Source organism: Natrinema sp. LN54 (assembly GCF_052439245.1).
Lineage (GTDB): Archaea > Halobacteriota > Halobacteria > Halobacteriales > Natrialbaceae > Natrinema > Natrinema versiforme_A.
This window is the reverse complement of record NZ_JBQVRP010000001.1, coordinates 244,767-259,637: the sequence shown is the minus strand read 5'-3', so window position 1 is coordinate 259,637 and position 14,871 is coordinate 244,767. Positions and strand designations below refer to the sequence as shown.

Genomic DNA, 14,871 nt, shown 5'->3' with positions numbered 1-14,871 from the left:
CACCGAGTTTCGATACCAAGTCGACGCGCTCGCACCCGGAGCGATCGAGCGGACTGTGCGGGCGGAGAACAGAGCAAACGCACCGAAACGATCGTCGTTAGGAAAGAAGCCGCTTGAGCCGGGCGAACAGCCCTTTCGAGGGGTCGCCGCCGCGTTTCACGGAGTCGCTCGAGCCCTCGATGTCGCCGTCGGTGCCGGCGGCGACGTCGGTCTCCACTCCCGGCTCGCTCGGGGTTGTCGCCGTCGCGGTCGCACCGTCGGCCTCCTCGATCGCGCGTTCGAGGAGCCCGTCGGCGTCGTTGACGGCCTCTTTTACCGGCGCATTGACGACCGGCATGTCCGCGAAGCGGTCCTGGTTCACGGCGGTGTCCGCGGCGATGATGACTGCCTCGGCCGCCTCGATGGCCTCGCTCGAGAGTTCGTTCTCCTGGCCCATGGCACCCTGGACCTCGACGTCGATCTCGTGGCCGTTCGCTTGGGCCGTCTGCTCTAAGTTCTCTGCTGCCATCTGGCTGTGTGCGATACCGGTCGGACAGGACGTGACTGCGACGAATTTCATGGTGTTTCGGAATCTGGGTCTGGATCTGAATCTGAATCGCGGTTCGCTACGCGCTCGCGGACGGCGGCGCTCGCGGCCGCGTCCGTCGCGCTATCGGCGAGCGTCTCGGCGTCCGCGGTATCGACCGCCGCGATATTTGCCTTTACGTCGGGGATCGTTACGGCACTCATACTGAGCTCGTCGAGCCCGAGTCCCACGAGCAGTTCGGTCAGGTCGGGATCGCCGGCCATCTCGCCGCACATGCCGACCCACGCGTCGCCCGCGTGGCCGGCCGCGACGGTGCGCTCGATCGCCCGGAGCACGGCCGGCTCGCAGGGATCGTGCAACTCGGCGACGCGGTCGTTCTCCCGGGCCGCGGCCATCACGTACTGCGTAAGGTCGTTCGTCCCGATACTCAGGAAGTCGACGCGTTCGGCGAGCGCCTCGGCCGTCAGCGCCGCGCTCGGCGTTTCGATCATCACGCCCAGCTCCGGCACCTCGCGGTCGAGTCCCTCGGACGCGAGGTCGTCGGCGACCGACGCCACGGTCTCCAGGGCGGCCTCGAGCTCCGACACAGTCGCGACCATCGGGAACATCACCGAGAGCGTTCCCGGTTCGGCCGCGTTCGCCCGGAGCAGCGCGCGCAACTGCGTCTCGAAGAGGTCGGCGTCGGGCCCGAGCGATCGCCGGATCCCACGTTCGCCGAGGAACGGGTTCTCCGGGTCCGGCATGTCGAGATACGGGATCGGCTTGTCGCCGCCGATGTCGAGCGTCCGCACGACGACCCGCCCCTCGGGAAACGCCGCGAGCGCCTCGCGGTAGACCTCGAACTGCTCGTCCTCGTCGGGCGGTGCCTCGCGGTCGAGAAAGAGGAACTCGGTCCGGAAGAGGCCGATCCCGTCCGCGCCCTGCGCGACGGCGCCCTCGAGTTCCGCGGGGGTACCGACGTTGGCCGCGACCTCGACGGAGCGCCCGTCGGCCGTCGCGACCGGCTCTGAGCGAACCTCGACGTCGCGACCTGCGGCCGCGCGCTCGCGCTGGTCGGGCGTCGGGTCGGCGATCACCGCGCCGTCCTCCCCGTCGACCAGCACGTCGGCCCCGTCGTCGATCGACTCGAGGTCGTCGCCGACGCCGACGACGGCGGGGATTCCCAGCGAGCGGGCAAAGATCGCGGCGTGGGAGGTCCGCCCGCCCTCGATCGTCGCGAAGCCGGCGACGCGCTCGGAGTCGAGCTGTGCGGTGTCGCTCGGCGTCAAGCGTTCGGCGAGGAGAACCGAACCCGTCGACAGCGAGGCGAGGTCGACGCGATCCGCGTCGGTGAGCAGCCGCAGCAGTCGGTCCCGCACGTCGCGGAGGTCGTCGGCGCGCTCGGCCATCCGACCGTCCATCCCCTCGAACTGCGCGATGGGGTCCTCGAAGGCGGCGTCGACCGCGTGTTCGGCGGGCAGGCCGTCGTCGACGGCCGCTTCCACGCCGTCTACGATCTGTGGATCGTCGACGAACTGCTTGTGGGCGTCGAACACCGCCGCCTCGTCCTCGCCGACGCGCTCGGCGGTCCGCTCGCGTTCGCGCTCGAGTTCCGTTCGGGCGCGGTCGCGGGCGTCTTCGAACCGCGCGCGTTCGGCGTCCGGATCGACCGTCTCGGCCGCCGGCGGCTCGCCGAGCTCGAGGTCGGCGTTCGGATCGTACCAGACGGCGCTGCCGACGCCGGACAGCGGCGTGACGCCGGTTCCATCGTGCGATCGCGGTGCGGTCTCGTTGGCAGCCATCGGTTCAGGTCCCCGAGCTCGATTCGGCCGCGGACTCGGTCTCGGGCGTCGAGAGCAGTTCCTCGAGGTCGTCGAGCGCCGCCTCGGCGTCGTCGCCCTCCGCGATCAGCCGGACGTCCTCGCCGCTGGCGACGCCGAGGCTGGTCACGGCGAGCATGCTCGCGGCGTCGACCGGATCGTCCCCGTCGGCCGGGGCGACCCGCACGTCGGCGTCGAACTCGGTCGCCGTCTCGACGAACGTCGCAGCCGGCCGCGCGTGGAGCCCGTCCTCGGGGACCACGGTGACGGTGCGCTCCATCACGCGACCGCCTCCGTGATCGTCTCCTCGATCGCCGCCTTCGAGTCGGCCTCGTGGAGGCGCTCGCGGACGTCGTCGTGCATCAGGGCCCGCGAGAGCGAACTCAGGAGCTCGAGGTGGTCCTCGCCGCCCTCGGCGGGGACGAGCAGCATGAACAGCAGCGTCGCCGGCTCGCCGTCCATCGCGTCGAAGTCGATGCCGGCCGAGGAGCGCGCGAAGACGATGGTCGGCTCGGCGACCGCGTCGGTCTTCGCGTGCGGGATGCCGATTCCCATGCCGACGCCGGTCGTCGTCTCTTCCTCGCGGGCCAGCAGCGCCTCGAGGGCCGCCTCGCGGTCGGTGACGCGGCCGGCGTCGACCGCGCGATCGAGCAGGAACTCGATCGCGGCCGCCTTCTCCGCGGGCGGTTCCTCGAGCGTGATCAGTTCGGGAGTCAGTACGGTGTCGATTTCGGGTTCGGTTTGAGTCATCGTCTGGTCGCTGTGGTGGTATCGGCCATCGTGGCGTTAGTCGTTTATCTGTCCTGCGTTCGTCTGTCCGGTGTCCGTCACGGACTTTGCGGGTTTGGCGCCGGCGACTCGCTCGTGGTAGTCCGGCTTGATCAACGTGGCGACCGTGGCCGTGATCGCCGTCCCGAGCGCGATGCAGCCGAGGAACAGCCAGAGGCTGTTCGAGAGGAACATGACGAAGATGCCGCCGTGGGGCGCCGGCATCGTCACCCCGAGCCAGAGCGCGGCCGCGCCGGCCGTCGCGCTGCCGACGGCCGCCGACGGGATGACCCGGAGCGGATCGGCGGCGGCGTAGGGAATCGCCCCCTCCGTAATGAACGCGAGGCCGAGCGGCACGGCCGCCTTCGCGTTCTCGTACATCTCCGCGGCGTACTTCTGGGGTGCGATGAAGTTCGAGAGCGCGAGGCCGAGCGGCGGGACCATCCCGCCGATCATCACGGCGGCCATCGGCGCGAAGATCTGCTCGCCGACGAGAACGGTCCCGAACACGTACGCGACCTTGTTGACCGGGCCGCCCATGTCGACTGCCATCATCCCGCCGAGGATCGCCCCGAGCAGGATGGCGTTCGACCCCTGCATCCCCTCGAGGGCGGACGTCAGCGCGTCGTCGAGGATGGCGATCGGGACGCCGAGTCCGAGGATGACGATCGGCGCGAGCAACAGCGTTGTGAAGACGGGAATCACGAGGATCGGCATCATCTGCGAGACGACCGACGGCACCGACCAACCCTTCATCCAGCGGGCGACGTAGCCCGCGAGCAGGCCGGCGACGATCGCGCCGAGGAAGCCGGCGGTCGCCCCCTCGGCTTCGAACCCGATGACCAGACCGGCGGCCTCGATGATCGCCTCCTGTTGGATCGCCCACGAGAGGATGAATCCGGGTGCGAGTCCGGGTTTGTCCGCGATCGCGTACGCGATGTATCCGCCCAGTACGGGGATCATCATCGTTAGTCCGAGGTCGCCGATCTGAGCCAGGTACCACGGAAGGGTCCCCGTGTCCTCGAAGACGGTCTCGGTGGTCGCTCCGGCGCCGGGCACCGTGATTCCAAGAACCGTCTCTGGCAGCTCGGCGACCATGAACGCGAGCGCGAGGCAGATCCCGCCGATCGTCACGAACGGGATCATAAACGATACGCCCGTCATCAGGTCCTCTTTCACAGACGTGAGGTGCGTGCGAAGTCCGTTTGCTACCCTATCGTTCATTATTATCTAACACGCTATAGCGAAACATTCGCATCTCTGTGGCAAAATAGTTTCGAGTATGTTTGTTTCTTACCGAAACTTATCTTATTAAGTCGCGGGCGGAGACGGACGGGACGCGTCGAGGCGGTCAGTACGGGAGGAGTACAATTGGTTGCGTCACCGTCGGTCACACCGATCGGTTCGATCGGATGCAATCGCGCTCGATCAGTACGTCGACACCGCGATCGCGTCCCGCTCAGTGCTGACGTCGGTCAGCGACGGGACCTGCGTCCCCGAGACGGAGACGACGCGCGACGAGACCGCGACGCCGGATCGGAGCGCCTGAGCGGCCGACTCGCCGCGCGTGTACGCGGCGAGGACGCCGGCCAACAGGGAGTCGCCGGCGCCGACGGTATCGACCACGTCGACGTTCCTCGCGGGCGCGTGGAGGTGCCGCTCCGGGGTCGCCATCACGGCGCCCTCGTCACCGAGGGAGGCGACGACGCGCTCGAAGCCGTCCGCCCGAAGGGCCTCGGCGGCCGCGAGCGCGTCCCGAACGCCGTCGATCCGGGTTCCCGTCGCCGCCGCGAGTTCCTCGAGGTTCGGTTTGCAGAGCGCATACTCCCCGTCAAGTTCCGAGAGCGTCGCGCCGTCGACGTCCACGACCGTCTCCCAGGGTCCGGCGTCGGCGAGCCGATCGATGGCATCGGGGCCGACGCCCTTCGGGCGACTGCCGGCGATGACCACCGTCTCGGGGTCGTACTCGCGCAGTCGGTCACCGATCGTCTCGATCGCGACCCCCGAGACCCGCGGGCCGTTCTGGTTGATCTTGTACTCGCCGTCGGCCGTGAGGACGGTCGTGTTCAGCCGGGTCTCGCCCTCGATCTCGACGAAATCGGTCGCGATCCCGCCCGTCGACAGCTCGTCCCGGAGGAACCGCCCGAGCCGGCCGCCGGCCAGGCCGGTCGCGACGGTGTCGACGCCGAGCGCCGTCAGGTACTTCGAGACGTTGATCCCCTTGCCGCCCGCGTCGTAGCGGTACTCGTCGGCGCGCGCGATCGCGCCGTCGGCGAGCGCGTCCGGCAACTCGACCGTGTAGTCGACTGCCGGGTTGAGTGTGACGCTCGCGATCATCCGGCCTCCACCCCGACAGTCACGTCGGCCGCCGAACACGTCTCGGCGAGTTCACCGGTTGGTTCGGCGTCGGTCACCAGCACGTCGACGGCCTCGAGGGTGGCGAACTGGGCGAAGCTCCGCTCTCCGAACTTGGTCTCGTCGGCGACGAGCACGACGCGCTCGGCGCTCTCGACCATGAGCTGTTTCATACGGGCTTCGTCCTCGTTGGGGGTCGTCAGGCTCCCGTCGTCGGAGAGGGCGTTCGTTCCGAGAAAGAGGAGGTCGAAGTTCGTTCGCTCCATGAACGCCTCCGCGCTCGGGCCGACGAGCGCCCGCGTCCGGTGGCGGAGCGTCCCGCCAGTGAGCTTCACGTCGGTCGCCTCCTTCCCGAGTTCGAGCGCGAGCAGCGGGGAGTTGGTCACCGGAATGAAGGAGATGTCCGTCGGCACCTGCATCGCGACCTGCATCGTGGTCGTCCCCGAGTCGAAGAAGACGACCTGACCGTCGTGAATCTCCGTCACCGCCCGCGAACCGATCGCGGCTTTCGCCTCGAGGTTCTGGACCTCCTTCTGTCCGTAGGTCTGCTCGCGGCCGACCGCCGTCACCGGTACGGCCCCGCCGTGGGACCGCTCGATCAGTCGCTCGTCCTCTAGCTCGTCGAGGTCACGCCGAATCGTCGCCTTCGACACGCCGAGCTCGTCGGCGAGCGCGTCGACCGAGCAGCCGTCCCGATCCGAGACGAGTTCGACGATCTTCCGCTTCCGCTGTTCGGGTAACATGGGGATCGTCTTCGATACCGTCTCGGGTCTGCACGGTTTTATTTGTTTATGCCGATCTATGCGATCGTTTCTGTTTGCATAGAACGATCGCGGGACGGATCGCGTTCGCTCGTCGGCAACAGGCAGCGCGAAACGACGGCGGGCGAAAACGAAACGCGAACCTGGGCCGGTGCCGGACTCGAAAACAGACCTCGGAACCGGACCGAAAGCCGGCACCGAAACTGAGCGGAACTCGCGCCGGGCGGTTACAGTCGGTCGATGATCGCTTCCGTCACGTCCTCGGTCGAGGCGTCGCCGCCCAGATCCGGCGTTCGCGGCCCGTCCTCGAGCGTCGCCTCGACGGCCTCGTGGACGCGGTCGCTCTCCGCGTCGTAGCCGAGGTACTCGAGGAGCATGGCGGCGGAGATGATCGTCGCGGCGGGATTCGCGATCCCCTCGCCGGCGATGTCGGGCGCGGTGCCGTGGACGGGTTCGAACAGCGCGCGGTCGGGGCCGATGTTGGCCGAGGGCAGGAGACCGAGGCCGCCCACGAGCCCGGCCGCCAGATCCGAGAGCACGTCGCCCGCGAGGTTCGGACAGACGACCACGTCGAACTGCTCGGGGTCGAGACAGACCCGCGTCGCGAAGGCGTCCATCAGCACCTCGTCGGTTTCGACGCCGTTCGCCTCGGCCACGTCCCGGACCGTATCGCGGAAGAGTCCGTCCGTCTCGCGCATGACGTTCGCCTTGTGGGCGATGGTGAAGCCGTCGTGGTCGTCGCCCGAGACGTACTCGCAGGCGAAGTCGGCGAGCCGTTCGGAGGCCGACTCCGTGACGACGCGGGTGAGCGTCGAAACGTCCTGGGTCAGTCGATCCTCGTGGCCCGCGTAGACGCCCTCGGTGTTCTCCCGCAGGAAGACCAGATCGGTCTCGGGACGCACGGCGTCGATCCCCGGATACGCCTTCGCGGGGCGGACGTTGACGAACGAATCGACGGCCGTCCGGAGCGGCAGGATGACGTCCGCCGCCGTATCGCCGGCCGCACCGAACAGCGTCGCGTCGGCCGACGCAGCGAGGTCGTAGGTCTCCTGGGGCAGCGCTTCGCCGGTCGCTTCTTTCACCGCGTCGCCCGCGTCGGCTTCGACGAACTCGAAGTCGATCTCGAGGGCCTCGAGGACCGCGACCGCGGCGGGTGTCACTTCCTGTCCGATCCCGTCGCCCGGAATGACGGCGATTTCGTGAGTCATACACACCCATCGACGTGGGCCCGAAAAGAGGGTATCGATACCGTCATCGCTCGCGCCCGATTCAGGGGCTTCCGACGCCCGTCGAGAACCCTACCGCGTCGGCGATCGCACGGCGTTTGAGCAGCCCGAAGCCCGCGGCGACCAGCACGAAGCCGGCAACCGTCAGCGCGCCGATCGACTCGTCGAGTAAGACGACGCCGGCGATCGTCGCGACGATCGGTACCAAATAGCCGATCAGCGCCGCCTCGAACGCGCCGTGTTCCTCGAGGATCGCGAAGTAGATCATGAACGCGATCGCGGTCGCGAAGACACCGAGGTAGAGCAGCGCCCCGACCGAGACGGGACCGACGAGATCGGCGCTGGGAACCTCGCCCGCGCCGAAGCTGACGGCGTGCAAGACGAGGCCGCCGACGAGCATCGACCAGCCGACCAGCGGCAACTGCTCCAGGGTCGGGCCGGCTCGCTGGATCAGGACGCCGCCGAGCGCGACGCTACAGGCCTGTCCGACGATGAGCAGTCTCGGGGCGGTGTCACCCGCGAGCAGGTTCCCCGGATCGGGCTGGACGATCAGGCCGACGCCGAGGAAGCCGATCGCGGCACCGGCGGTGCCGAGCCCCGAGAGGCGCTCGCCCAGCAGGGGGATCGCCCACAGCGCGGTGATGACCGGCACCAGCCCCTGGAGGATCGCGGCGACACCGCTGGGGACCGTCTGCTGGCCGAGGAAGAGCAGGCCGTTGCCGGCGATGAGGAAGACGCCCCCGCCCGCGACTGCCGCGAGGTCGTTCCGCGCGGTCGGCCGCCAGTTGTCGACCCGGACGACCGCGGCGGCGAGCAACAGCAACGCCGCGATATCGTACCGAGCGGCGGCGAAGAGCAACGGCGGGAGCGACTCGAGACCGATAGAGATCGCCGGAAAGGAAAAGCCCCACAGCACGGCCAGTAACAGAAACATCGCCACGTCGCGGTTCCGAGACATACCTGACGTTGCGGACTGGTGCCGAAAGCGGTAGCGGTGTCGGCACGGATCTGCCGCTTCCGGTGTGATAGCGGGGCGCTCGAATCCGACCGCTCGAGCGAGGACTGCGAGACGAACGGCCGACTGCGATGTCTCTGGCGATAGGTCCAGTACAAGGGGAAAACGGCAATCTCGAAGGGGTCGAGCGAGTTATTCGGCTTCGGGAATCGCCGCGTCGTCGACGTACGGCAGCTCTCGAGCCTTCTCGCGGACTGCGCCGGCGTTGGACTTCATCAGCGCCGTCGTGTCCCAGACGCCGTCGACGAGCGCCTTGCGCTGGGCGTCGTCGACGGTGACGTCGATCGTCTGTCCAGCATCAGAACTCTCCGAGTTCTGATTGGCTCCCGAATCGTCTGATTCGGGAACGCCGTAGGTGACCGTCTCCGCCTCGACATCGATGTCGATCTCGCCGTCGGGGTTTGCGTCGACCCAGTCCTGCAATTCCTCGATCGTCTCGCTGTCGGCGGTCACGGTCGGAATACCGAGCGCCAGACAGTTGCCCGCGAAAATCTCGGCGAAGCTCTCGCCGATGATCGCGTCGATCCCCCAGCGCATCAGTGCCTGGGGGGCGTGCTCGCGGGAGGAGCCACAGCCGAAGTTGCTGTTGACGACCATCACCGAGGAGTCCTGGAAGCGGTCCTCGTTGAACGGGTGCTCTTTCTGGTTGTCGTCGTCGTCGAACCGCAGATCGAAGAACGCGAACTCGCCCAGTCCGTCGAAGGTGACGACCTTCATGAACCGCGCGGGGATGATCTGGTCGGTGTCGATGTCGTTGCCCCGGATCGGAACGCCCGAGCCGGACACGTAGTTAACTTCGGGAATTTCGACTTCGTCTCCGCCGTCGGTTCGGACCTCCCGAACCTCGGCGTCGCTCGCGGGCATCCGCCCGCTCGCTCGTTCCGAGGACTCGCTTCGCTCGTCCTCGCGGGTCACGCCAGATTCACCTCCTTCAGATCGCGCACGTCAGAGACTTCCCCGGTGATCGCCGCGGCGGCGACCATCCGCGGGTTCATCAGCACCGTGCGGCCGTCCTTCGATCCCTGGCGGCCGACGAAGTTCCGGTTCGAGGAGGAGGCACAGGCCTCGTCGCCCTCGAGTTGGTCCTCGTTCATGCCCAGACACATCGAACAGCCGGCGTTGCGCCACTCGAAGCCGGCTTCCTCGAAGGTGTCTTTGAGTCCTTCCTCCTCGGCCGCTTTCTGGACGCGCTGACTGCCGGGGACGACCATCGCGCGGACGTCGTCGGCGACCTCGCGGCCCTCGACGATCCGGGCGGCGCGTCGCAGGTCCGGCAGGCGGGCGTTCGTACAGGACCCGAGGAAGGCCACGTCGATGTTGTAGCCCTCCATCGTGTCACCGGGCTCGACGCGCATGTGTTCCTGTGCGCGGCGGGCCGTGTCCTGTTTCTCGTCGGCGAGTGACTCCGGCTCCGGAATCGGGTCGGAGATGCCGATCCCCTGTCCCGGCGTGGTCCCCCACGTGACGACCGGCTCGAGTTCGTTCGCGTCGATGTGGACGACATCGTCGTACTCGGCGTCCTCGTCGCTCCGGATGGATTCCCAGTACGGCTTGAGTTTCTCGAACGTCTCCGGGTTCTCCTGGAAGTAGTCGGTCTCCTCGAGCCACTCGTAGGTGGTCTCGTCGGGGTTGACGTAGCCCGCGCGAGCGCCGCCCTCGATGGACATGTTACAGATCGACATCCGACCCTCCATCCCCAGCGACTCGATAGCCTCGCCGGCGTACTCGTAGACGTAGCCGACGCCGCCCTCGGTGCCGAGTCGGCGGATGATCTCGAGGATGATGTCTTTCGCTTCGACGCCGTCGCCGAGTTCGCCGTCGACCTGGATCTTGCGGACCTTCTGTTTCTCCATGGCGATGGTGCCCGTCGCGAGCACGTCGCGGATCTGGGAGGTTCCGATCCCGAACGCGAGCGCGCCGAAGGCGCCGTGAGTCGAGGTGTGGGAGTCGCCACAGACGATCGTCTTGCCGGGCTGGGTGATGCCCTGCTCCGGACCGATGACGTGGACGATCCCCTGATCGCCCGTCGTCGGGTCCGAGAACTCGATGCCCGCCTCGCGGACGTTCGCCTCGAGTTCGGCCATCATTTCCTCGGCCGCGTCCTCCTTGTAGGGGCGGGACTGGTCGGCCGTCGGCACGATGTGGTCGACCGTCGCGTGGGTCAGCTCGGGGTAGGCGACCTCGAGGTCGCGCTCGCGGAGCATCCCAAACGCCTGCGGGCTGGTCACCTCGTGGATGAGGTGGAGCCCGACGAACAGCTGATCCTGTCCGGTCGGCAGTTGGGTTACTTTGTGTCGATCCCAGACCTTGTCGTATAGCGTGCCCTGACTCATTTCTCGTCTCCTACGGTGTCGCGCTCGGCGCGGCGACCGTGTTCGGTGCCGCGCTCGAAGACGCGGTTGGCGTCGTCGGCCTGTTTCGGCGGCGTGTGGTCGACGCTACGCATCGTTTCGTCCGTCTCTGTGCGCCCGTTTGCGCTGGCTTCGGTCGCAGCCGACTCCCCGCCGTCGGCGACGACGGTCGGCCCGCGGCTGAACAGCCGACCGGCCGTCTCTCCCGTGTAGGGGTTGGTGTGGCTGACGTCGGCCATCGTCTCCGTTGTGTCGTCGGTCTCGCTCATGTGCTTTCGTTAGTCGTCCGCCTGCACCTGGACGGACTCGTCTTCGTCTTCACTCTCTGTGTCTTCGTCGGCCCACGCGAAGAGGTCGCGCAGTCGGCTGCCGACCTCCTCGATGTCGTGGTTCTGCTCGGCGTTCCGAAGCTGACTGTAGCTCGGCCGGCCGGCCTGGTTCTCGACGATCCACTCGCGCGTGAACTCGCCGTTCTGGACCTCCTCGAGGACCTCTTCCATGTTCTCCCGAACCGACTCGTCGACGATCCGGTCGCCGCGGGTGAGACCGCCGTACTCGGCGGTGTCGGAGACGGAGTTCCACATCTCCATGTTCCCGCCTTCGTACATCAGGTCGACGATCAGTTTGAGCTCGTTGAGACACTCGAAGTAGGCGATTTCCGGCGAGTAGCCCGCGTCGACCAGCGTCTCGTAGCCGTGCTTGACCAGCGAGGTGACACCGCCACAGAGGACGGCCTGCTCGCCGAAGAGGTCGGACTCGACCTCTTCCTGGAACGTCGTCTCGATGACGCCGGCGCGGGTACAGCCGATCCCCTTCGCGTACGCGAGGGCGCGCTCTTCGGCGTCGCCGGTCGTGTCCTGATAGACCGCCAGCAGGCCGGGGGTCCCCTCGTCGTTCTCGTAGTTGCGGCGGACGAGGTGGCCCGGGCTCTTCGGCGCGACCATCGTCACGTCGACGCCCTCGGGGGGCTGAATCTGGTTGTAGTGGATGTTCAGGCCGTGGGCGAACTGCAGTGTGTCACCCTCCTCGAGGTTCGGCTCGATGGCGTTCTCGTAGACGTCCGCCTGGACGGTGTCGGGGACCAGCACGGAGACGTAGGAGGCCTGTGCGACCGCGTCGGCGGGGTTCTCGACGGTCAGCCCGTCGGCCTCGGCGGCCGATCGCGAGGACGAACTCTCGCGCAGGCCGACGACCACGTCGACCCCGCTGTCGTGGAGGTTCAGCGCGTGGGCGTGGCCCTGGCTCCCGTAGCCCAGCACGGCCACGGTCTCGTCGTCGAGCGTCGATACGTCTGCGTCGTCGTCGTAGTAGATGTCGGTGGTGAAGTCGTCAGTCATCGTCTGCTGGTGTGTATTGGTCGTCGTGGTTCGCCTCGTCGGCGGGCTGTGCTGTCGAACTGGGCGCGGCCGTTCGGTCCGTGCCGCGGGCCAGCGCCGTCGTCCCCGTCCGGGAGATCTCCCGAATACCGAACTGGCTGAAGGTGTCGATCGCGGCCTCGATCTTCTGACGCGCACCGGTCACTTCGATCGTCGCCGTCTCCGGACTCGAGTCGACGGTCTTCCCGTCGTACATGTCCGCGACGGCGGCGACCTGATCGGGGCGCTCGGCGTCGACCTTGATCAGCGCCAGCTCCCGGCGCATCGCGTCGGGCTCGAGTTCCCGGACCGAGATGACCGGCACGAGCTTGCGCAGCTGTTTCTCGATCTGGTCGATCCCCGGGTCGGGCTCCTCGACGACGATCGTGATCCGCGCGCGATCCTCGTCTTCGGTCGGGCCGACGGTCAGGCTCTCGATGTTGAACTGCCGCCTCGAGAACAGTCCCGAGACGTCCGAGAGTACGCCGGGTTCGTGTGTGACCAGCGCCGAGATGACGGTCCGGCGGGGCTCGTGGGTCGCTTCGACCTCGGGGTCGATGCGAATGCCCTGCTTGTTGCGCCGTCCCGCGGGGGACGGTCGCTCGTCGGGTTCAGGTCCCTCGAGTCCGCGTTTCATAGCTGGTCCTCCGTGAGTGCGAACTGGCCGTTGTCGCCGCCACTGGGCACCATCGGGTAGACGTTGGCGTCGGGGTCGATGTGAACGTCGATCACCGACGGGCCGTCGTAGGCGATCGCGGCGTCGATCGTCTCGGCGACGTCGTCGTAGTCGTCGATCCGGAAGCCGCTCGCGCCGAAGGCTTCGGCGAGCTTGTCGAACTCGGGCATCCAGCCGTAGTCCGACGCGGAGTGACGGCCGTCGAAGAAGGCGTCCTGCCACTGTCGGACCATGCCGATGTACTCGTTGTTGAGCACGGCGACGGTGATGTCGAGGTCCTCGCGGACGGCGACCGACAGCCCCTGCAGCGTCATCAGGAACGAGCCGTCGCCGTCGATACAGACGACCTCCTGATCGTCGTCGGCCGCGATCCGCGCGCCGATGGCCGATGGCAGTCCGTAGCCCATCGTGCCGAGGCCGTGACTCGAGACCCACGTGCGGGGCTCGGTGTAGGTCCAGTACTGGCAGGCCCACATCTGGTGTTGGCCGACGCCGGTGGTGACGATCGCGCGGTCGCTCGTGGCCTCGTCCAAGGCCTCGATGACGAACTCCGGCTGGACCGGTTCGTCTTCCGGCGCGTCGTAGGCCATCGAGTAGTCGGACTTCCACTGCTGGCACTGCGCGCGCCACTTCTTGGCTTCCGGCGACTCGTCGACGGCGTCGGACAGCTGCTCGACGACCGTTTCGGCGTCGCCGACCAGCGGGTAGTCCGCGTAGATGTTCTTCGAGATCTCCGCGGGGTCGATATCGACGTGGATGACCTCCGCCTCAGGCGCGAAGGTCTCGATGCCGCCGGTCAGCCGGTCGTCGAACCGGGTACCGATGCCGATCAGCGTGTCGCAGTGGGTGATCGCCATGTTGGCGTAGCCGGTGCCGTGCATCCCCGCCATCTCGAGGGATAGCTCGTGATCCTCGGGGAACGAGCCGATGCCGGGCATCGTGGTGATGACCGGGATCTCGTGTTCGATGGCGAACTCCCGGCAGGCCTCGCTGGCCTCGCCCTTGATGACGCCGCCGCCGAGCAGCAAGACGGGTCGGTCGGCGTTCTCGATCCGCTCGGCCGCGGCCGCGACGATCTCCTCGTCGGCCCGCTCTTGGACCTCGTAGGTGTCGGGCACGTCCGGAGCGTCCGGCTCGCGGTCGGTCTCGCCGTTCGTGATGTCTTTCGGCAGGTCGACCAGCGTCGGCCCCGGTCGACCCTCGCGGGCGAGTGCGAACGCCTCGCTGACGTCGCTCCCGACGCGATCCGAGTCGCTCGAGAAGGTGTTTTCCTTCGTGATCGGGGTCGTGACGCCGGTAGTATCGGTCTCCTGGAACGCGTCGTTGCCGACGAACTCCGTCGGAACCTGCCCGGTTAGCGCGAGCAGCGGGTCCGAGTCCATGTCGGCGTCGGCGATGCCGGTGACCAGATTGGTCGCGCCCGGCCCCGACGTTGCCAGACAGACGCCCGGCTCGCCCGAGACGATGCCGTAGGCGTCGGCCGCGTGGGCCGCGCCCTGCTCGTGGGCCATCGTCACGTGGTAGATGTCCGAGTCGTAGAGCGCGTCGTAGACGGGCATGATCGCCCCGCCTTGCACGCCGAAGGCGTACTCGACGCCCGCGTTCTCGAGTGCGCGCACGACGGATTCGGCACCCGTCGTGACGGGATCGGTCGTGGTCTCGGACTCGGTCGCCGCGTCGGTGGCCGCATCGGGCGCGGCGCTGTCGGTGATTTGGTCGTCGTCCTGTTCGTCGTCCGCTGGCGTGACCTTTGCTGCGCGTTCGCTCATCGGTTGTCTCCCGCCGTTTGCAGGCGATCGGGTGGTGTACGGTAGTGTGTCATCTGCTGGATTGGTGATCGCTCGGAGAACGATACCGCGAATTCGGGTCCGGGGCTACGAAGTGCTGAAAATGGGGCTAGAACGCCCCTACAATACGAATCGGAGCGAGCGCGCTGTTGCCGACCGTGCGAACGCGAGCCGACAGTGGAGCGCGGACCGTCATTACTGTCTACGTAGCTCTCTCGAGGGACATAATCCTTACGAGTCACTCGAGTCCGA

Annotated in this window: 15 protein-coding genes; all 15 read right to left on the bottom strand. The window is 67.5% G+C overall.

What is annotated here, in order from left to right; genetic code table 11:
- Positions 1-97: 97 nt before the first annotated feature.
- A complete protein-coding gene (locus tag ACT4ML_RS01280) occupies positions 98-559 on the bottom strand; it encodes a PTS fructose transporter subunit IIB (protein WP_444719236.1) in 462 nt (153 codons plus the stop codon).
- Complete coding sequence (gene ptsP, locus ACT4ML_RS01275) at positions 556-2,307, bottom strand: phosphoenolpyruvate--protein phosphotransferase (protein ID WP_444719235.1); 1,752 nt, start codon at positions 2,305-2,307, stop codon at positions 556-558. Before ptsP ends, ACT4ML_RS01280 begins: the two co-directional genes overlap by 4 nt.
- Positions 2,308-2,311: 4 nt before the next feature.
- Positions 2,312-2,605, bottom strand: a complete 294-nt coding sequence (gene ptsH1 / locus ACT4ML_RS01270) for a phosphocarrier protein HPr (RefSeq protein WP_138244251.1) — start codon at positions 2,603-2,605, stop codon at positions 2,312-2,314.
- The gene (locus tag ACT4ML_RS01265; protein WP_444719234.1) at positions 2,605-3,075 is read right to left on the bottom strand and encodes a PTS sugar transporter subunit IIA; all 471 of its coding nucleotides are present in this window, start codon (positions 3,073-3,075) and stop codon (positions 2,605-2,607) included. The genes ptsH1 and ACT4ML_RS01265 overlap by 1 nt, the downstream gene beginning before the upstream one ends.
- Positions 3,076-3,111: 36 nt before the next feature.
- Positions 3,112-4,317: a PTS fructose transporter subunit IIC gene (locus tag ACT4ML_RS01260; RefSeq protein ID WP_444719233.1), complete on the bottom strand. Its 1,206-nt coding sequence runs from the start codon at positions 4,315-4,317 to the stop codon at positions 3,112-3,114.
- 204 nt (positions 4,318-4,521) lie between these two features.
- Positions 4,522-5,430: a 1-phosphofructokinase gene (gene pfkB, locus ACT4ML_RS01255; protein ID WP_444719232.1), complete on the bottom strand. Its 909-nt coding sequence runs from the start codon at positions 5,428-5,430 to the stop codon at positions 4,522-4,524.
- Complete coding sequence (glpR, locus tag ACT4ML_RS01250; RefSeq protein WP_444719231.1) at positions 5,427-6,191, bottom strand: HTH-type transcriptional regulator GlpR; 765 nt, start codon at positions 6,189-6,191, stop codon at positions 5,427-5,429. Before glpR ends, pfkB begins: the two co-directional genes overlap by 4 nt.
- 245 nt (positions 6,192-6,436) lie before the next feature.
- On the bottom strand, positions 6,437-7,417 hold the full coding sequence (gene leuB, locus ACT4ML_RS01245) for a 3-isopropylmalate dehydrogenase (RefSeq protein ID WP_444719230.1): 981 nt from the start codon (positions 7,415-7,417) through the stop codon (positions 6,437-6,439).
- 61 nt (positions 7,418-7,478) lie between these two features.
- Positions 7,479-8,393, bottom strand: coding sequence for a DMT family transporter (locus tag ACT4ML_RS01240; RefSeq protein ID WP_444719229.1), 915 nt, complete (start codon positions 8,391-8,393; stop codon positions 7,479-7,481).
- A 189-nt stretch (positions 8,394-8,582) separates the two neighbouring features.
- Positions 8,583-9,365 carry a 3-isopropylmalate dehydratase small subunit gene (leuD, locus tag ACT4ML_RS01235; protein ID WP_444719228.1) on the bottom strand — a complete coding sequence of 261 codons (783 nt, stop codon included), beginning with the start codon at positions 9,363-9,365 and terminating at the stop codon, positions 8,583-8,585.
- Positions 9,362-10,783: a 3-isopropylmalate dehydratase large subunit gene (gene leuC, locus ACT4ML_RS01230; RefSeq protein ID WP_444719227.1), complete on the bottom strand. Its 1,422-nt coding sequence runs from the start codon at positions 10,781-10,783 to the stop codon at positions 9,362-9,364. Before leuC ends, leuD begins: the two co-directional genes overlap by 4 nt.
- Positions 10,780-11,070: a hypothetical protein gene (locus tag ACT4ML_RS01225; protein ID WP_444719226.1), complete on the bottom strand. Its 291-nt coding sequence runs from the start codon at positions 11,068-11,070 to the stop codon at positions 10,780-10,782. Before ACT4ML_RS01225 ends, leuC begins: the two co-directional genes overlap by 4 nt.
- Positions 11,071-11,079: 9 nt before the next feature.
- Positions 11,080-12,138 carry a ketol-acid reductoisomerase gene (gene ilvC, locus ACT4ML_RS01220; protein WP_444719225.1) on the bottom strand — a complete coding sequence of 353 codons (1,059 nt, stop codon included), beginning with the start codon at positions 12,136-12,138 and terminating at the stop codon, positions 11,080-11,082.
- Positions 12,131-12,793: an acetolactate synthase small subunit gene (ilvN, locus tag ACT4ML_RS01215; protein ID WP_444719224.1), complete on the bottom strand. Its 663-nt coding sequence runs from the start codon at positions 12,791-12,793 to the stop codon at positions 12,131-12,133. The genes ilvC and ilvN overlap by 8 nt, the downstream gene beginning before the upstream one ends.
- Positions 12,790-14,601, bottom strand: a complete 1,812-nt coding sequence (gene ilvB, locus ACT4ML_RS01210) for a biosynthetic-type acetolactate synthase large subunit (RefSeq protein ID WP_444719223.1) — start codon at positions 14,599-14,601, stop codon at positions 12,790-12,792. The genes ilvN and ilvB overlap by 4 nt, the downstream gene beginning before the upstream one ends.
- Between the last annotated feature and the right edge of the window lie 270 nt (positions 14,602-14,871).